General features: G+C 71.0%; 16 protein-coding genes and 4 pseudogenes. 10 read left to right on the plus strand and 10 right to left on the minus strand.

Translation table 11 applies throughout. The features are described 5' to 3' along the window. Positions 1-120 precede the first annotated feature (120 nt). Positions 121-788: pseudogene (locus ACFYUS_RS35160) on the minus strand (class I SAM-dependent methyltransferase); the annotation flags it as partial. Positions 789-926: 138 nt separating this feature from the next. Then, a complete protein-coding gene (locus ACFYUS_RS35165; protein WP_388861632.1) occupies positions 927-1,349 on the minus strand; it encodes a TraR/DksA family transcriptional regulator in 423 nt (140 codons plus the stop codon). 217 nt (positions 1,350-1,566) lie between these two features. Between ACFYUS_RS35165 and ACFYUS_RS35170 the strand changes: the two genes are divergently transcribed. Together ACFYUS_RS35170 and ACFYUS_RS35175 are read left to right on the plus strand one after the other, a co-directional pair. Continuing rightward, entirely contained in the window at positions 1,567-1,986 is a 420-nt protein-coding gene (locus tag ACFYUS_RS35170) for a hypothetical protein (protein ID WP_388861634.1), read from the plus strand. 217 nt (positions 1,987-2,203) lie between these two features. Then, entirely contained in the window at positions 2,204-3,436 is a 1,233-nt protein-coding gene (locus ACFYUS_RS35175) for a phosphatidylserine/phosphatidylglycerophosphate/cardiolipin synthase family protein (protein WP_388861636.1), read from the plus strand. Here ACFYUS_RS35175 and ACFYUS_RS35180 read toward each other — a convergent pair. Then, the gene (locus ACFYUS_RS35180) at positions 3,427-4,350 is read right to left on the minus strand and encodes a YihY/virulence factor BrkB family protein (RefSeq protein WP_388861638.1); all 924 of its coding nucleotides are present in this window, start codon (positions 4,348-4,350) and stop codon (positions 3,427-3,429) included. The two genes, ACFYUS_RS35175 and ACFYUS_RS35180, sit on opposite strands and share 10 nt — an antisense overlap. Positions 4,351-4,741: 391 nt before the next feature. Here ACFYUS_RS35180 and ACFYUS_RS35185 point away from each other — a divergent pair, with 391 nt between their 5' ends. Then, the gene (locus tag ACFYUS_RS35185) at positions 4,742-5,239 is read left to right on the plus strand and encodes a YhjD/YihY/BrkB family envelope integrity protein (RefSeq protein WP_388861640.1); all 498 of its coding nucleotides are present in this window, start codon (positions 4,742-4,744) and stop codon (positions 5,237-5,239) included. Positions 5,240-5,587: 348 nt separating this feature from the next. Further along, positions 5,588-6,094, plus strand: coding sequence for a phosphatase PAP2 family protein (locus tag ACFYUS_RS35190; protein ID WP_388861642.1), 507 nt, complete (start codon positions 5,588-5,590; stop codon positions 6,092-6,094). Between the two features lie 131 nt (positions 6,095-6,225). Here the strand turns inward: ACFYUS_RS35190 and arr are convergent, their stop codons facing one another. The 4 genes from arr to ACFYUS_RS35210 all read right to left on the minus strand — a co-directional run bounded on the left by arr (position 6,226) and on the right by ACFYUS_RS35210 (position 8,425). After that, positions 6,226-6,654, minus strand: coding sequence for an NAD(+)--rifampin ADP-ribosyltransferase (arr, locus tag ACFYUS_RS35195; protein ID WP_388861644.1), 429 nt, complete (start codon positions 6,652-6,654; stop codon positions 6,226-6,228). 162 nt (positions 6,655-6,816) lie between these two features. Continuing rightward, the gene (locus tag ACFYUS_RS35200) at positions 6,817-6,987 is read right to left on the minus strand and encodes a hypothetical protein (protein ID WP_388861646.1); all 171 of its coding nucleotides are present in this window, start codon (positions 6,985-6,987) and stop codon (positions 6,817-6,819) included. 796 nt (positions 6,988-7,783) lie between these two features. Further along, positions 7,784-8,185 (minus strand): hypothetical protein, encoded by a 402-nt coding sequence (locus tag ACFYUS_RS35205; protein ID WP_388861648.1) that lies wholly within the window; start codon positions 8,183-8,185, stop codon positions 7,784-7,786. Positions 8,186-8,206: 21 nt separating this feature from the next. Further along, positions 8,207-8,425: a hypothetical protein gene (locus ACFYUS_RS35210; protein WP_388861650.1), complete on the minus strand. Its 219-nt coding sequence runs from the start codon at positions 8,423-8,425 to the stop codon at positions 8,207-8,209. Between ACFYUS_RS35210 and ACFYUS_RS35215 the strand changes: the two are divergent. The 4 genes and pseudogenes from ACFYUS_RS35215 to ACFYUS_RS35230 form a co-directional block, all read left to right on the plus strand. After that, positions 8,359-8,736, plus strand: a pseudogene (locus tag ACFYUS_RS35215) (VOC family protein); the annotation flags it as partial. The gene ACFYUS_RS35210 and the pseudogene ACFYUS_RS35215 overlap by 67 nt on opposite strands. Positions 8,737-8,845: 109 nt before the next feature. After that, a complete protein-coding gene (locus tag ACFYUS_RS35220) occupies positions 8,846-10,258 on the plus strand; it encodes a mycothione reductase (protein ID WP_388861652.1) in 1,413 nt (470 codons plus the stop codon). A gap of 196 nt (positions 10,259-10,454) precedes the next feature. Next, positions 10,455-10,811 (plus strand): hypothetical protein, encoded by a 357-nt coding sequence (locus tag ACFYUS_RS35225; RefSeq protein ID WP_388861654.1) that lies wholly within the window; start codon positions 10,455-10,457, stop codon positions 10,809-10,811. 153 nt (positions 10,812-10,964) lie between these two features. After that, a complete protein-coding gene (locus tag ACFYUS_RS35230; protein WP_388861656.1) occupies positions 10,965-11,114 on the plus strand; it encodes a hypothetical protein in 150 nt (49 codons plus the stop codon). Positions 11,115-11,190: 76 nt separating this feature from the next. Here ACFYUS_RS35230 and ACFYUS_RS35235 read toward each other — a convergent pair whose 3' ends face one another. Continuing rightward, positions 11,191-12,192, minus strand: coding sequence for a TIGR00341 family protein (locus ACFYUS_RS35235; RefSeq protein WP_388861658.1), 1,002 nt, complete (start codon positions 12,190-12,192; stop codon positions 11,191-11,193). 152 nt (positions 12,193-12,344) lie between these two features. On the opposite strand from ACFYUS_RS35235, the pseudogene ACFYUS_RS35240 reads away from it, so the two are divergent. Further along, a pseudogene (locus ACFYUS_RS35240) lies at positions 12,345-13,057 on the plus strand (transposase family protein). Between the two features lie 19 nt (positions 13,058-13,076). On the opposite strand, the pseudogene ACFYUS_RS35245 reads toward ACFYUS_RS35240, so the two are convergent. Further along, positions 13,077-13,458, minus strand: a pseudogene (locus ACFYUS_RS35245) (transposase family protein); the annotation flags it as partial. 350 nt (positions 13,459-13,808) lie between these two features. Further along, positions 13,809-15,170 carry a tetratricopeptide repeat protein gene (locus ACFYUS_RS35250; protein ID WP_388861660.1) on the minus strand — a complete coding sequence of 454 codons (1,362 nt, stop codon included), beginning with the start codon at positions 15,168-15,170 and terminating at the stop codon, positions 13,809-13,811. Positions 15,171-15,323: 153 nt separating this feature from the next. On the opposite strand from ACFYUS_RS35250, the gene ACFYUS_RS35255 reads away from it, so the two are divergent. Further along, on the plus strand, positions 15,324-16,667 hold the full coding sequence (locus ACFYUS_RS35255; RefSeq protein WP_388861662.1) for a M64 family metallopeptidase: 1,344 nt from the start codon (positions 15,324-15,326) through the stop codon (positions 16,665-16,667). Positions 16,668-17,189: the final 522 nt, after the last annotated feature.

Consider the following 17,189-nt stretch of genomic DNA (forward strand, 5'->3'; position numbering starts at 1 on the left):
TTCTCGGCGCCCGCGTCTGATGCCCGAGGGAGGGGCGAGTAGCCCTCGGGACGCTGCGACGCGTCCCCTCAGGCACTGCGGACGCAGTCCCCTCGACCGGTCTTCCGGGCCTTTCCCTGCCAGCCCGTTCCTGGCGGCTTCTGAGAGAGCTCGGTGACCGGAGCAGGTCTGAAGCGGCTTCAGGTGCTCCGACGTGGTGTTACGTGAGCTCCTGCTCGTAACGGCGGAAGACCGCGGGTCCGAACGCACCGCTCCGCACGACCCCCCCCGGGTGTGGCCCGAGCCGTCGACGGCGGCGGCCTCCGGAGGTCGCGCCCCAGGCGTCGTGTCCGGAGCGAAGCGTTCGTAGCGGCGCTGGACGTCGACGGAGAACTCCTGGGTACCACCGCTCACATGCTGGGTTCGCACCACGGCGAGCGCCCCGCCCGGACGCAGCGCTTCGGTGGCCTTCGCCGTTCTCACCGCCGGGTCGATCCAGTGGAACGCGGTCGCTGCGAAGACCATGTCGTACGAATCCTCCGGCAGGGCCGGCTCTCGAAGTCGGCCGTGACGATCTCCACGCCCGTGGCACCGCTCAGGTTGCGCCGGGCGACCGCGGCCATGCTCGGCCCTGCCTCGACGGCCGTGCTCCGACAGCCCCGCTCGGCCGGTGGCACCGTGGCCTGGCCCGGTCGTACAACTCCGAGTCCTCGTCGAGCGTCCGTCTCGTCGAGCGTCCGGCTGAGCCGCACGCGCCGGGATTCCTCAGGCCGGTCGTCACGCTTCGTCTGCGTGGTGTCGTCAGGCATGCGGAGCAGTCCGGGCGATACCCGTCCGCGCATGAGCGGGCATGCCGTTCCGCCTGCCCCGGGCGACGCGGGCCGCCCTCGCGAAGGGCGACGCGTTTTCGACGGCTCGGTCATGACCGAGCCGGAGGACGGCGGCGATCAGTGCGCGGGCCGTCGAGGCCGGTGGCGGCTGGGCTCGGCGCACGACACGCACGTCGTTGCCGCCGGTCGGATCTCCAGGCGCTCGGGCGGGATCCTCCTGCCGCAGGCCTCGCACTGCCCGTAGGTGCCGCGTTCGAGCCGCTGGAGGGCTCGGTCCAGCTCGGCGAGGTGTCCGTGTGCCTGCTCCATCAGGGAGGCCACATGGGCACGCTCGAAGGCGGTGGTCCCTCCTTCGGGGTCGTGCTCGTCGTCGACCGCGACCAGGGCGTTCGCCGCGACGATCCCGTCGAAGTCCCGGCCCAGAGCCGCCATTCGCGCCAGCGTGTCGGTACGGTCGGCCGCCAGGCGTTCACGGACGGTCGCCTGACCGGAGCGGCGGTGCCCGGCAGGAGCAGGGACGTACCGACGGGAATCGCTCATGTGTACGGCAACTGAACCGCCTGGCCCAGCCATTCCCGCTGCACTCCGGCGGTTCCGGCCTCCGGCCCTTCACGTCGTCCGAGTGCCCGGCCTGCCCCGGATTCCCGTCGTGAGAGTGATCCGTTAGCGGGACGTAAGCGGCGCAGGAAACGATGAGGGCTGCCTCAGGGCCTGGCCTGTGTCGTCGGCCGGGCTCTTCAGATCATGGGAGAACGTGGTGAAGTTCCAGAAGTACCGAAAGCTCAAGGCCGGCGTCATGGCGTTGGTCGCCGCCGCGACCCTGGCGGTGACCACGGCCCCGGCGGCGGAAGCGTCGAACTGCAAGTTCGGCGGTGTCACCATCAACTGCGACTACCCGGTCTCCGAGCACGTCTTCAGCGACGGCGCACTGCAGCAGTTCGTCATCGGCACGGACGCGGCGGTGTGGACCCGCTGGACCAATCCGCAGCGGACCAGCTGGTCCAGCTGGGAGTCGATGGGCGGAGAGGCCCGGTCCGCCGTGGCGGTCAAGCAGCACTACACCCAGGACTCCATCCTCATCGGAGTCATCGGCACCGACGGGTACTGGTGGTCGAAGTACCGCCAGCCCAGCGGGACGTGGAACGCTTGGCAGCGGTACGGGGTGAGCTTCCCGTAGCCCTTCCGAGGCCACCGCAGGGCGAGGTGTCACTCACCGTGGGGGCCGGGAGGGGGCGGACCGCTCGACAGGTCGGCCGGTGCCGGTGCCGGTGCCGGTGCCGGTGTCGGTGGCGTTCGGCCCCGGGCGCCGGTGCCCCCTCCGCGTCCCCGTCCTGGTCCCGGACGCCGTCGGATAAGGTCCTGGTCGTCGATGGCCCGCCCGAGGGGGGACCGGGATGTCTGACAGAGAGCAACCGCACGGCGGTGCGACCGCCGCCTCCGCCGACAGCGGCGCCGTGGACGAGCGGGTCCACCGCATACGCCGGCGGCTGGAGCGGCTCATCGGCGTCGCGGCGACCGAGGACGACGCCGTACGCCCCCTGCGCAACGGCGACGAGATCTTCGCCGAGATGCTGGACGCGATCGGCAACGCGCGGCACACCGTCGACATGATGACCTTCGTCTACTGGCGGGGCGACATCGCGCGGCGTTTCACCGAAGCGCTGACCGACCACCGGGCACGTGCGGGGGCGAGGGTGCGGCTGCTTCTCGACGGCTTCGGCAGCCGCCTGATCGAGAAGGACCTGCTGGACCTGCTGGACCGGATGAGCGCGGCCGGAGTCGAGGTCGCGTGGTTCCGCAAGCCCCTCCACCTCTCGCCGCTCAAGCAGAACCACCGCTGCCACCGCAAGGTCCTCGTGGTCGACGAGCTGACCGCCTTCACCGGAGGCGTCGGGATCGCCGAGGAATGGTGTGGCGACGCCCGCGACCCCGACGAGTGGCGGGACACCCACGTCGAGGTCCGGGGCCCCGTCGTGGACGGCATCGCCGCCGCCCTCGCCCAGAACTGGGCCGAATGCCATACGGAGCTCTTCGACGAGCGTGACCGGTTCGTCGGCCACCCCCCCCCGATCGGGAGCGCCATCGTGCAGGCGGTCCGCGGTTCGGCCGACGTCGGCTGGCAGGACGTGCAGACCCTGATACGAGTGATCCTCGAATCGGCGGAGGAACGGATCCGTCTGGCGACCGCCTGCTTCGCCCCGGACGCCTACTTCATCGACCTGCTCTGCGCCACGGCCCGCCGCGGCGTGGAAGTCGAGATCCTGCTGCCCGGCCCCCACACGGACAAGCGGGTGTGCCAGCCGGCGGGACAGCACCACTACGAGGCGCTGACCGCCGACGGAGTGCGCATCCACCAGTACCGGCCGACCATGATGCACGCGAAGGTCATCACCATGGACGGCGTCGTGTCCCTGATCGGCTCCACGAACTTCAACCGCCGCTCCCTCGACCGCGACGAAGAGGTCATGCTCGCCGTCATGGACTCCGAGTTCACCGCCGCCCTCGACGCGCACTACGACGACGACCTCAAGGTCAGCGAGCCGATCCGCCCGGGCCGCTGGAAGCGGCGGTCGCTTCTGCAGCGGGCCCTGGAGACGGCGGTACTGCCCATCCGCCGCTACCTGTAGGAGGCGGCGGCCTCGACTTCCCGCGGCTTGTCGTCGGACCGTCCTGCCTGCCGTGCGCGCACCGCGTTGAACTGCGCGCCGGCGAGCAGGGCCAGATTGCCGAACCACAGCCACACGAGGAAGACGATGATTCCCGCCAGCGAACCGTAGAGGCGGCTGTAGGTCCCGAACTGCGTGTAGAGGGTGAAGAGCGCCGAGGCCCCGAGCCACAGGATGGCCGCAAGGGCTCCACCCGCGAACCCCCGGCGCAGGCCACGGCCCTGGACGGGCCCCGTCCGGTAGAGGATCAGGATCAGTGCCGTGACGATCACCAGCAGCACCGGCCACCGCAGCAGGGTCATGACGTCCGTGCCCGAGAGGCCGGCGGCCGCCGCGAGCCGCCGGGCCACCGGGCCGGTCGCGACGAGGCTCGCGGCGCCCGTGACGAGCAGGGCCAGCAGCGCGCCCGAGGTGAGGACGAGGACGTGGGCGGCACGCAGCGGCCGGCGCGTGTCGGGCAGACGGTGCATCGCGTGCAGGGCGCGCCGGAAGACCGCCAGGTAGCTGGAGGCCGACCACAGGGCGCTCAGGACGCCGCTGACGAGCAGCGGCCACAGGGAGGAGGGCGAGGAGGTGATGCCCTCCAGGGCCTCCCGGAGCACCTGGGCCGACTGGGGCGGAGCGTACGAGGTGAGGTCGCGGATCAGATGCTCGCGCGTATGGGTCCCGGCCAGTCCCACCAGGGAGACCGAGACGAGCAGGGCGGGCACCAGTGCCAGTACCGCGTAGTAGGTGAGGGCCGCCGCGTAGTCGGCGATGTTGTCCTCCCACAGCCGCACGGCGGTGTTCCACAGGCGGGTGCGGATGCGTCTGAGCAGCTCGAAGGACCGGTTCCCGGGCGTGCTCCGACGGGTGCGGAGAATGTTCGACGTCACGGAGGTCTCCTGCCCTGCATGATCGCTCCCACCCTTCTTCCCCGCGGTCGGTCACGACCGGCTGAGGAGTGAGGACCGGGGAACGGGGCAGCAGAGGTATCAAACCGATGTTTCATCGAACAGGGTGGCACTGATGCAGAGCACCCAGGAACCGCAGCTTCCCGACCCCGTTCCCGCGACACGGGACCCTGTCACGCCGGACCTGCCCGTTCATGGGCCGGAGGCGCCGGACATCCGGATCGCCGGCAGTGCACGCCGACGGACCAGCCCCGGCGAGGAGGACGGCGAGTCGCAGAAGGACGCCGGGGAACAGGACGAAGCTCCGGCTGCCGCTCCGGCCACGCCGGAGCCACAGGAACCGACCGACTAGGAGACGCCCCTCCCGTATCTCGTGCGGCCACCCTCCCCGACGGAGGCGTCGCGGCGGGGGCGGCGACGTGACGGACGTCGAGAGGACGCGCGGCAGCCGCGTCGTTCGCGCGCCCGAAAGCGAACGGCTACGACGCGGTACGCCCTCCTCGACCGGTACGCGGTACGCCCTCCCCGACCGGTACGCGGCGCGCCCTCGACCGATCCGCGGCGCGCCGACCTCACCAGCGTCATCTTCCGCCGCTCGCCCCGACGGGCCCAACCGGGCTGCACCTGGCTGGCCTTCGGCGCCACCGTCCACCTCGTGCCCTGGCTGGATGCCACGTGGGCCCTGAGCCTGTACGTCGGCTCCGTCGGCTCCTTCACCACGGTGTACGGGCCCCTGAGCGCGTTCGTGGCACTGCTGCTGTGGGGTCGTACCGCACCTCCCTCGCGCTGTTCCTGGGCCTCTCGGTCGCCGCCCGGCTGGAGGTCGTACGAGTGGGGGGCGGCCCCGATCACCGAGGACCCCGGAGTCTGAGACGACCGGCCCACCGATGTCCCCGCCGGAAAGGAACCGTACCGACCATGACCGACCGTTCCACCCGGACCTGGTGGCACCGTCTCGGGCGGCTCGTGACCGGCCTCGGCGGGCCAGACACGAGGTTCGGTGCGCGGTTGGCGGTGGGCGCACGGCCCTCACCGCCCTGGCGGCCGTCCCGTTCTCCCTCGCCCTCGTGCTGGTGGAGTCGCACTGGACCCCGCTGTACCGCTTCGACCAGGACGTGCCGAACGGCTGCACCGTTCCGCCCTCGGCAGTCCGAACCGGGTGCGGCTGCCGGAGTTCCTCACGCACGTGGGGTGGGGGCCGTCGACGATGCGGCTCCTGGTGGCAGGCGTGGTGGTGTGGTTCCTGCGGCGGCGGGCGTTCCCTCTCGCCGCCTGGGCGGCCGCCACCGCGACGGCCGGCGGGCTGGTGGGGCTGCTGGTCAAGGACGTGGTCGAGCGTGCCCGCCCGCACCTGCCGGATGCCGTCGCCGACGCGCCCGGCTACTCCTTCCCCTCCGGGCGCGCCGTGACGGCCACCACCTCCTGCGCCGTCCTGTTGCTGGTCCTGCTTCCCCTGGTCCCACGTGCCTGGCGGCCGCTGCCGTGGCTCCTGGCGGCGGTGGCGGTACTCGGCGTCGGCTACACGCGCGTCGCGCTCGGAGCGCACTACGTGAGCGACGTGGTCGGGGGGCGGCTGCTGGGACCGACGGTGGTGACGGCGACGACCCTCGCCTTCGAGGCCTGGCGCGGCGACACCGGCCGCCCCCTCACCACCCCGGCCGAGGGTCTGGAGCCCGAGATCGTGACGGACACCCCGGAGCCGGCGAGCCGGCCCGGCGGCCGATGACGCGGGATCGAACGCATCGGCCGGCCGACGGCAGCCGGCCGGGCCGTTCCCCCCGAGGCGCTCGGGAGGCTCGACCACCGGAGCCGGTTCACCGGCGGTCCCGTGCGACCCGCCTGCGGCGCCGACGTGCGTCAGTCCAGGATCGTGGCGGCGCCGCGGCGTCGAAGGTCGGCCAGCCCCTCTTGCATGGCCTTGATCTGTTCGGGGGAGTGTCCGACCCAGCCCTTGAGCTCCGAGACGATCCGCACGGGATCGTTCGTGCGGTAGGAGCGGGTCGGGTTGCCGGGGAACTTCTTGTCGGTGACGTTGGGGTCGTCTTCCACGAGACCGGTCGGCTCCACGACGTAGATCCGTCCCTCGCCGTCACCGGCGGCGAGCTCGGCACCCCAGACGGCGGCGTCCAGGGTCTCGGAGAAGTACACGTTCCGGGACACGCGACCCTCCTCGTAGTTGGACGCGTATCCGGGAACCAGCAGATCCCCCGGAGCGAGGTCCGCCTTCGTGCCGTGCAGGTACGTTCCCGCCTCGTACACCTGGAAGGGAACGGGGACACTGCTCATCGGCTACTCCTTCGACCGGGGCGCTGGTCCTGCAGACAACCACAACGGCCGCCCCTGCGGGACCATGCCGGCCGGGCGCCGATACGGAAACCGGCCGACCGCCCTCGCCGCCCGCAGCCGGCTACGGACACCCGGCCGGCCGCCACGTCGGCGACCGGCCCGTCAGACGGCCCCCTCCATCGTGTGCTCCTCCACGGAGCGGGAGCCGGTGAGGCTCGGCGCTCCGCCGGCGGCGAGGAGGCCGACGACGGCCGTGCCGACACCGGAGCCGGTCCTCGGCGAGGCGATCGTCCTACTCGACGAGGCGGGAGCCCCGGCCCGGTGAGAGCTCACCCCGGAGGAATTCCCCTTCATCCACGAGATCGTCGACGCCCAGAGAGACCGCGGAAGCCAACCGCCACAGAATTACGGGTGGTCCGACACGCCACCCACCCAGCAGGCTCTCCCGACGATTTGCCACGCTCTCGGCAAGTGGAGCCAGCCTCGCCGCGCCCGCGAACAGCTCCGGCTCCGCAAGAACGCGACGCACCCGGGTGGACTGCCCTGACGTCGCCCCAGCCCTGGATCGCTGAGCCCGGTGACTCGTCGCCGTGCTGTGACGAGCAAGAGGCGCGGCCGACGAGGAGGGCGGGCCTCAGTTCGCCCACACGGCGACCCGCATGGGGACGGGGCCGTCGTCGATGACCGTCGTTGGCTCGGGCTCGGACCGGGATCTGCCCGGAGAGGGGCTGCCCACGCCGAGGACGACCAGCGGCACACCGACCACTGCCGCCCCCGCGGACACGGTTGCGGCTACTTCTCCCACACTCCAAGAACGGGAGCGCCTCGTCGGGAGGTCTTCGCTGCCGGTTCCGGCAGAGGAGTGGTCTGCTGCCCCCGGTTCCGTGCCGACGCTCATTCTGGATCCCCCTGTGCCCGGAACGCTCGGCCCGAAGGAGTATCGAAAGCCAGGCGGGACCAAGTCGAACAGCGAGATCACGGACGCGGCTTGAACTTGCCCCTGGTCCCTTCACCACCAGTCCGTCGCCCCTGGAACGCCGGCCGAGCAGCACGCCTTGGGCATCCGGCAGCCTGGACACGGGTTTCGGCCGCCACTCCCTCTTGTACCTGCCGGTCCCGCGCCGGTGCGTCATGGACGTTCGTACTGCTGGAGGATCCCGCCCGCGGAGAAGCAGAGCGCGCCGGTCAACGTGTTCCGGTCGGCGATGTCCGCGTCGATCAGGCTGCCGGTGGCGGGGCGCGTGGAGGCGGCGAGTACCGAGACCATGAAGACGACGGAGCCCAGCTGGTTCACCGCGACGATCCACCAGCCGAGGATGCGCCACAGGACACGGCGCCGACCGTGGCAGATCTCGGCGAACGCGAGATGGCCGGAGACCAGGAAGAGCACGCAACCGATCACGTCGACGGCCCAGATGAGCCGGTTGATCTGCTGGACGGTCAGTCCTTGCAGGAAGGAGTCGAGCAGGCCGACGGCGAACACCAGCGTGCCGGCGAACAGGACGAAGGCGCTCAGCCAGTCGACCCGCATCGGCTCATGGCTCCATCACCGTCACCGCCGGGTGACGAGGGCCGCTTCCCCGCCGGGTACGTGACGCGGGGCGTTGACGACCTGGAGCAGGGAGGCGTAGCCGCCCGTGCTGAAGAACAGCCCGCCGGCGCAGTGGATCGAGGCGCACGTGGTGGCGCCACCCGAGCCGACCGAAGGCGGCGTACGGGCGAGTACCGAACCGCGGGCTGCCGCGCATCGGGCCGCTGAAGAACACGTCACACGGCGTGCGGCAGTTCCTCATGACCGATCCGGGCGGCAGCCGCATCCGCGTCGGGCAGCAGATGAGCGACGACCAGCACCACCGCCCGGCCCCCGAAGAGACCTTCGCCCGGGCGGTGCACCACGCATCCCTCCTTGCCGACTCCAAAGAGGACCTGACGGGCGCCGCGCAGATCATCGCCCGGGCGCTGCGCCTACGGGACGAGCGACCCGCGCCCGAGGAAAAGGAGTCCGTACACGACGACCTCGAGCGTCTCGCACAGCTGATGGACCGAGAGGTGGGAAACAACCGCGGCGGCACCCGGCGCTGAGCAGGGCCCCTCGCGCGGAGGGAGGACCGCGCCGCACACGCCATCATGGTCGGTACCGGCACGGACTTCCTGAAAGCGCCCTCACGGCGACCCGAAAAGGAGACCTTTCGTGGAGCAGCACTTCGATCTTGTCATCATCGGCTCGGGTTCCGGGAACTCGATCGTCGATGAGCGTTTCGCGGATTGGAAGGTCGCCTTCGTCGAGAAGGGCATCGGCCCGCTGGACAGCTACGGCGGCACGTGCCTGAACGTCGGCTGCATCCCCACGAAGATGTTCGTCCACACCGCCGACACCGCCCGAGCGCCCGAGCACGGCGCGGCCCTGGGCGTCGACCTGGCCCTGCGTGGTGTGGACTGGCCCGCCGTACGGGACCGGGTCTTCGGCCGCATCGACCCGATAGCGCAGGGCGGCGAGCGCTACCGCGCGAGCGGACATGACAAAGTCACCCTCTACCGCGGTACCGCACGGTTCATCGGCGAGCGCCGTCTGATCGTCGCCACGGCCGAGGGGCCCATCACGCTCACGGCCGACCGCATCGTCGTCGCGACGGGCAGCCGTCCCGTCGTGCCCGACGTGCCCGGCCTCGACGAGACGCTCGGCTTCCACACCAGCGACAGCGTCATGCGCCTGGAGGCGCTGCCGCGCCGCATGACGGTCCTCGGCTCGGGTTTCGTCGCCACCGAACTCGCCCACGTCTTCTCCTCCCTCGGCGTGGAGATCACCCTGATCGCCCGCGGCGACCTCCTGCTGCGGCACGAGGACGCCGACGTCGCACGCCTCTTCACCGAACTCGCCCAGGACCAGTGGGACGTCCGGCTCAACCGCAAACTGGTGCGCGCCGACCGTGGCCCGGGCGGCACGCTGCGTCTCGACCTGGAAGGCCCCCAGGGAGCGGAGAGCGTCGACACCGACGAGCTGCTGGTGGCCGTCGGCCGTCGGCCCAACTCCGACCTCGTGGACGCCGCCGCCGGCGGGCTCGACCTCCACGCCGACGGCCGGATCGCCGTGGACGCGCACCAGGCCACCTCCGTGCCCGGGGTGTGGGCGCTCGGCGACGTCTCCTCGCCCTGGCAGCTCAAGCACGTCGCCAACCACGAGGCCCGAGTCGTCCAGCACAACCTGCTCCACCCCGACGCCCTCCGCGCCACCGACCACCGGCACGTCCCGCACGCCGTCTTCTCCTCGCCGAAGATCGCCGCGGTCGGCCTGACCGAGCAGGAGGCCCATGCGTCCGGCCGCCCGTACGTGACGGCGACGCGCGAGTACAGCGGCATCGCGTACGGCTGGGCCATGGAGGACGCCCCCGGCTTCGCCAAGGTCCTGGCCGATCCGGCCACCGGCGAGATCCTGGGCGCGCACATCGTCGGCCCCGAGGCTCCGACGCTGATCCAGCCGCTCGTCCAGGCCATGGCCTTCGGCCTGGACGCCCGTGCCATGGCCACCGGCCAGTACTGGATCCACCCTGCCATGCCCGAACTCATCGAGAACGCCCTGCTCGCTCTTCCCCTCGACCTGACCTGACCTCAGCGGCACGCCGTTCCGCGAAGTGCCCCCGTCCCGGCGGGGGCACTTCAGCACATGAACGGGAGTCGGCAGATTCGCTGCCAAGTCTCCGCTCCTCCTTCCTGTTCGTTTCGATTCGCCCTGTGGTGGTTCGGCAGTCCTCGCACCCGACTGCCGAACCGTTCGAACCGCCGCGTCAGAAGGAACAGGCTTCATGCGCCTTCGCGCACTCCTGCCCGTCACGACGGCCACAGCCGTGCCCTGTACGCTGCCGGCCCCGACGGCTGCCGCCGGTCCGCCGGTCCCCGGGGACCACGCCCGCTCCCCGTACACGTCCGTGGCCGGCTTCTCGGACGCGCTCGACAAGGCCACCCCGGACGGGAAGCCGGTCCGCGCGATCCCAGACCTCGCGCTCGACCGGGACGGCAGCTATCCCGTCACCGACGAGACGGCGCCGGCCGTCCGCCGCTACTCACGCACCGGCCGGGTGGTGGCCGCGTTGTCGGTCCCGCCCGCGTTCCGGATCGCCCGCAGGGCCGGCCCACCGTCAACCAGACCTTCGAGTTCCTGACCCTGCTGCCGGGTGGCCGCACCCTCGTCGCGGCGCTGGAGGGCCAACTGACCGGACGGCAAGGACCGGCTGGGCCGCAGCCTCCGACGGATCCAGACCCGGGAGCGGCACAGGGACGGTCAGTTCGTCCTGGGACGGCAGTACGCCTGCCCCGTGGACGCGGACCACGGGATCGCCGAGCCCGCGGCGCCCCGGGAGGGGCGGCTGATCGTTCTGGAGCGGGGGTCCACGCGCGAGTTCAGGATGACGGTGCGGCTGTACGCGGCCGATCCGCTGGGCGCCGGCAACACCGCGGCCGTGTGAACCAGCCAGGGCAGCGAGACCGTGGGGCACGGCGGAGCGGAAGACCACCGAAGGACTCGCACGCCCGGACAGCCGGTCAGTCTCCGACCCGTCCGGCCTGGACCCGGCGGCCTTCGTTGGTGACGACCACGACGGGCACTCCGTCGGGGATCTGCCCCTGGAGATCGGCGAGGAGCGTCTCGACCGGGGGCAGGTCTCCCGGCGCGCGGACCTGGATGTAGAGGGTTCGTGACTGCGCGCTGACGTTGACGACGGACGCGCCGGGTGATGCCGCCAGCCACTGCGTGGCGCTGTTCGTGGCGCGTGTGGTCCACAGCTGCACCAGAACGGTGGCCGCGGTGTTCGCCGCCAGCAGCACGCCGACCGCACCGAACAGCAGGCCGAGCGCCAGGTAGGTCCTGCGCGTGCCGCCCGTCTCCTCGCCGCGGTCGGCCGTCGCGTATCCCAGGCCTCCGAACACCACCATGCCGGCGAACACAAGGGCCAGCAGGTTCGACACGAACAGCACGAACGATCCCAGAGTCAGCCACCACGCGGCCTGCCCGAGGCACACGCCGGTCACCACCAGCGGCGGCACCAGCGAGATGGCGATCGCCACTCCGGGCAGGACCGCGGCGACGTCCCGGCGGGAGAGCGCCAGAGCGCCTGCGAAACCGGTGGCGAGCGCGGCGACCAGGTCCATCAGGCCGGGCGAGGTCCGACTGGAGATCTGGCTGTTGGACAGCAGGTCGTATGAGGCCGGCAGCACCAGCGAGAACAAGGCTCCCAGCACCACGACCAGCATCCCGCCGGCGACGACGAACAGAACCGCCGTCGACCGCCGGCGCTGCACGGCGCCGAGGGCGATACCCATGATCGGCGTGGACAGCGGCGCGATGATCATCGCGCCGATCACCGTGGCCGTCGAATCCGTCAGCACTCCGCCGGCCGCGATGACAGCGGACAGGAACAGCATGGACCAGAAAGCCGACTGCTTCGCACGGGTGTCCCCGGCCGACAGGTCCAGATCCTCCTCCAACTCCTCCAGAGTCCTTCGCTGGTGGTCGGGGAGCGCGCGGTCGCGGAGGCTGCTGAGCATCCGTCGAGTGTCGCGCCCTGCCGAGCAAGGGAGGCATGCGCCACCCACAGCTGTCCCTCGGAGGGAGCACCGGACCTTTCTCATCCTGTGCCGGGAGGGTGAAACGGCCTGATGGGCGGGAGTGTGACAGGGCAGGACCCCTGGTCGCTTGTGTGGTGATTCCACTCATCACACAAGCGACCGGGGGGCCTGTTGGTTTCGTCTCCTTCCACGCTCGACGTCCCGCACGAGCTCGTCGAGCATGTCTCCTGGCTCATCCACGCCCGAAGGCATGAAATGAACTCGCCGTGGAGAAGGCTCGGTTGCTTCAAACAGGCACTGCTCGTCCTGGTCCACCTTCGGAAGAACAAGACGTTCGCCCAGCTCGCGGCCGGGTTCGGCATCTCGACCGCGACGGCCTGGCGCTACGTCGACGGCACCCTGATCCCTACCGACCGCCTCGCGGCGGACGAGCCGTACTACTTCCCAAAGCACCAGCACCACGGCATGAACGTCCAGGTCATCGCCCGGACGGTACACCCCTCTGGTTCTCCCCGGCCCCACCGGGGCGCACCCACGATCTGACCGCGGCCCGCTCTCACGGCATCGTCCAGGCCTACCCCACCCGGCAGATCCTCGTCCTGGCCCACCGCGCCTACCGGGGCGCCGGCACCGCTCTCCGCACCTCGTACTACCACCACCGCGAACAGCCCGAGCGTTACCAGCAGTTCCACCGTGACCACGCCCGACTGAGGGCGCCTGGCGAACGCGCCTCCGCCTGACTGAAGTCCTGGCGGCTACTCCGGCGGGCCCGATGCTCCACCAGCCGCATCGGCGCCACCATCCAACCCATCACACGTTGCTGACCTGCAGCTATTCAGGATGAAAGAGGTTCGCTGGGCGTTTCAGCGGTGCCTCTCCAGGGTGAGGACGGCTTCGGTGATGACGCTCATGCGGTTGGGGCTGATGCGGGATCTACGGAAGATCTGCCAGGACCTCAGCCGCGCCATGCCTCGTTCGACGGGGGCTTGGGCCGCGGACAGGGCCGGTTTTCGGTCCGCTCGGTGAGGGTGAGCTCGCCGTGGGGCGGGCGGCGCTTGGCGGTGGTGACCCAGTCGCCCGTACCGATGTAGGCCATGTCGGCGAGGATCGGGGCGCCCTGGCGCGCGCAGATCGGGAGGATCTTGTGTGGGTGCGGGCGACCGCGAGGTCGTGGGTCTGGCCCGGCAACGCCGGCGACAACCACAGAATCTCGCCGACTGGGTCCGTGACGACCTGCACGTCCACGTGGTTTGTGGTTGTTCAGTTCTGGTGGGTGTCGTGGGTGATGTGGTTGGTGATGGCTGTGGCTTGTTCGGGGGGTGTGTCCAGCCATGTGTGGAGGTGGTTTTGTACGGCCTGGTCGAGGCTGGCGCGTACTGCGGTGCCGGCCGGCATGCTGCGCGTGGAGCCGGAGAACTCGGGTGGTCCGGTTTCACCGGTATGACTGCGGTCAGGTCGTGGGCGACCTCGAACGTCCCTGCGATCTGGGGGCCTCCTGATGGAAGCCGATGATGTCCGGGTGGACGGGCGCTCCTGTTTGCGTGTCGAGAAACGCCGCTCTTCGACGTGGACGGAGCCATCACCGGGAGCCGGCATCACCAGGCGCCGCGGAAGGGCGGCGCCGCGGGCGCCGGGCCGAGCGTGGTCGTGCCCGGTACCGCCCGATGGCCGAGGCCGGTGCGGTATACGTCGAGTGCGGCCTCCGTGCGGCCCGTACGCCGCAGCAGATCGCCCAGCAGTCGGCATGTATCTGCCAGATCGCCCGCCGCCCCGCTGCGCTCCAGCAGGGCCAGGGCCAGCACGTAGTGTTCCTCGGCGTGCTCGTCCGCGCCCTCCTCCTCGGAGATCAGCCCCAGCAGCCGGCGGGCGCCCGCGGCGTGGACGGCGCCGCGTCCGTCGCCGAGGCCCGCACCGAGCTCCAGCAGCCGGGACAGCAGGGCCACCGCCTCCTCGTGTTTCCCCCGTCGGCGCAGCACATCGGCCAGTTCGACCTCGACCTGCGCCGCGTACAGGGCGGCACGGCGGGCGGTGAGCATCTCGCGGGCGGTGCGCAGCTCGCGCTCGGCGCCCTCCAGGTCCCCGTTCTGGGCGTGCACATAGCCGTGCATCCAGTGGCAGTGGGCCAGCTCGGTGCGAGTCTGCAGCTGCTGGTAGAGGTCCTGTGCCTTGGCGAGTGAGGCGTCGGCCTCGGCGACCCGTCCCTCGGCGAGCAGGGTGCGCGCCACGCTGCGGTGCATGCCGGCGACCAGGCCCGGGTCGGAGACCTGCGGGGTCAGGGCCAGGGCGAGTTCGGCGGCCCGGGCGGCCCGGGCGTGCGCGCCCATGTCCATGTACGGGCCGATGGAGGAGGCGTACAGCAGCATCAGGGCATCCGGGTCGTGCAGGCCCTGGGCGTTCAGTTCGTCGAGCGCGGTCTCCAGGACGTAACAGGCGTACCGCAGTTCACCGGCGAGCAGGTGCGCGACGGCCCGACCGCGCAGGGCGCGGACCCGGCGGGGGAGCGGCGTGCCGACCGACGTGAGGAGTCGCTCCGCCGACTCGAAGTGCTCTCGGGCGGAGTTCAGCTCGCCGCTCTCCAGGGCGCATTCGCCGAGCCCGGTGAGCGCGTCGGCCCGCTCGGGTTCCAGGGCGAGTTCCTCGGCCTCGGCGAGCAGTTCCCGGTAGCGAGCGGTCGCCTCGCCGAGGGTGCCGGTGGCGAGCAGGCGGCGGGCGTCGGTGAGGGCGAGGCGCAGCTCGGTGGCGAGCCGGGCGGGGCGGCCGGTGGCCAGCTCCTCGTAGGTGGTGTCGAGCCGCTCGGCCAGGAAGCGCAGAGCGGTCTCGGAGGGGCGGACCCTGCCGGACTCCAGTGTGGAGATGTACGCGGCCGTGTAGGCGGGCTCGGCCAGTTGCCGCTGCGTCAGGCCTCGTTCGGCACGCAGGCGCTGTACGCGCTGTCCGATGACTGCCGGTTCGTCCATGGTGCGTTCCTCTTCCGCGGTTTCACATCCGCAAGGGCATTGTGCGGCACTGGCAGGGAGCCCTATGTTAAGCGTCCTGTTAACCGCGTTGATACGTGCACTTAAGATGCTTGTCCTGGGGAGAGACCGTTGCGCCCGTCCATACGTAGATCAATGGCGGCGGCCACGATGGCCGCCGCCGTCATGACCGCCCTCGCCGTCACCCCCGGCTCCGCTTCCGCGGGCACCGGCCCGGAGACGACCGGGCGGGTCAAGGTCGAGATACCCGGCCACGAACACGTCGAAAGCGGTCAGCACGGGCACCACGAGGCCGGCTCCGGCTACACCTGGGTGCCGTCCGCCCGCAAGTCCCTTACCACCGCCCCGCTCTCTGCGGCCGAGACCCGGGCCGACAGCGATGTCACCAAGGTCGTCGACAACGGCCCCACCGCCGACCGCCTCGACGTGGTCGTCATCGGCGACGGCTACACCGCCGCCGAACTGAACCAGTTCCACGTCGACGCCAAGGAGAAGTGGGCCGAGGTGACGGCCGTCGAGCCGTACACCACCTACCAGAACCTCTTCAACGTCTGGACCGTCGACGCCGTCTCGAACGACTCCGGAGTCTCCGGCGACCCGGGCCGGGACGTCGTCAAGGACACCGCCCTCGGCTCGTACTTCTGGTGCGACGGCATCGAGCGGCTGCTCTGCATCGACGAGCAGAAGGTCGACTCGTACGTCGCCAAGGCTCCCGAGGCCGACCTCGTCATCGTCCTGTCCAACAGCACCAAGTACGGCGGCGCCGGCTACAACACGCCCAGCAAGACGCTCGGTTACGAGGGCATCTCCACCGCCTCCGCCCGCAACGACCGGTCCGGCCAGGTCGCCATCCACGAGACCGGCCACTCGCTCGGCAAGCTCGCCGACGAGTACTTCTACCCCGGCTACCCCGGATACGAGCAGTACACCGGCGCGGAGCCCGCGGAATCCAACATCTCCACCCTGAGCGCGGACGCCATCGGCGTCCAGCGGACCAAGTGGTACCGCTGGCTCGGCGAGACCTCTCCCGACGGCGGCACGGTCGGCGCGTACCAGGGCGGCGGCTACTACGTGGCCGGCCTCAACCGGCCCACCGACGCCTCGATCATGCGGGTGCTCGGCAAGCCCTTCAACCTCCCCGGCCGCGAAGCGATGATCGCCGGCTTCTACCGCCACGCCTCCGTCGCGACCCCCCTTACCCCCACCGACCGCACGCTGCGCCAGCTCGACACCGCGCGCGTCGAGGTGCCGCGGCTGGCGGGCGAGCAGCAGCTCGACGTCCAGTGGTACCTCGACGGCAAGCCGCTGACCGCTCAGGCGGGCCGGACCGCCGTGCCCGTCGCCGCGCTCCACCTGGACTCGCGGGACCTCCGCAGCCACAGCCTCACCGTCATCGTCACCGACCGCACCGACGCCGTGCGCGACCCGGCGATCGCCGCCACCCTCCAGGACCAGCAGTCCTGGAGGGTCCGGCACTGACCCCAGGGCCACCGGAATGTGGAGGCCGCCTTGCGGGCGGCCTCCACATCCACCGTCAGCCCGTCACCGGCGCGCAGGCGCCGGAACTCATTGAGCTCCACCGCTTCCAGCGGCAAGACCACCGGGGACTCGGACACCACGTCACCGATCACGGCCGTCTGCACACGCCGCCTGTCCAAGACCATGCAACCTCCCGGGGACCACTGGTCGGTTCCGCCCCGCCTGGCCGGCAGCTCGTGCTGGCGACTGCCACTGGGAGCGACTGCTCCCCGCGTCCGCGGGGATGGTCCCTCGCAGTGGTCGGGGGTGTGCAGGATGAGCGCCTGCTCCCTGCGCCCCCGGGGGCGCGGCCCCGGCGCCGCTTGTCTACTCCCCGTGACCTGAGAGGCCGTTGTCGTACCGATCGCGGGGCTTGTCGATCGCACGGGAGTCTTGCTCGGGTGATCGCGGTCGGTGCCGGGCGTGCGAAAGCCCGGTCGGCCTGACGGGCGGTCTTGCGTGCTTCGAACGGGAGCTTCGACC

This window comes from Streptomyces sp. NPDC004284 (genome assembly GCF_042874035.1).
Classification (GTDB): Bacteria; Actinomycetota; Actinomycetes; order Streptomycetales; family Streptomycetaceae; genus Streptomyces.

Coding starts and splice junctions, on each gene's coding strand:
- ACFYUS_RS35175 (WP_388861636.1), top strand. CDS start 2,204: ATGTCTGACAGAGAGCAACCGCACGGCGGTGCGACCGCCGCCTCCGCC.
- ACFYUS_RS35235 (WP_388861658.1), bottom strand. CDS start 12,192: ATGCTCAGCAGCCTCCGCGACCGCGCGCTCCCCGACCACCAGCGAAGG.
- arr (WP_388861644.1), bottom strand. CDS start 6,654: ATGAGCAGTGTCCCCGTTCCCTTCCAGGTGTACGAGGCGGGAACGTAC.
- ACFYUS_RS35255 (WP_388861662.1), top strand. CDS start 15,324: ATGGCGGCGGCCACGATGGCCGCCGCCGTCATGACCGCCCTCGCCGTC.
- ACFYUS_RS35225 (WP_388861654.1), top strand. CDS start 10,455: ATGCGCCTTCGCGCACTCCTGCCCGTCACGACGGCCACAGCCGTGCCC.
- ACFYUS_RS35165 (WP_388861632.1), bottom strand. CDS start 1,349: ATGAGCGATTCCCGTCGGTACGTCCCTGCTCCTGCCGGGCACCGCCGC.
- ACFYUS_RS35250 (WP_388861660.1), bottom strand. CDS start 15,170: ATGGACGAACCGGCAGTCATCGGACAGCGCGTACAGCGCCTGCGTGCC.
- ACFYUS_RS35205 (WP_388861648.1), bottom strand. CDS start 8,185: ATGCGGGTCGACTGGCTGAGCGCCTTCGTCCTGTTCGCCGGCACGCTG.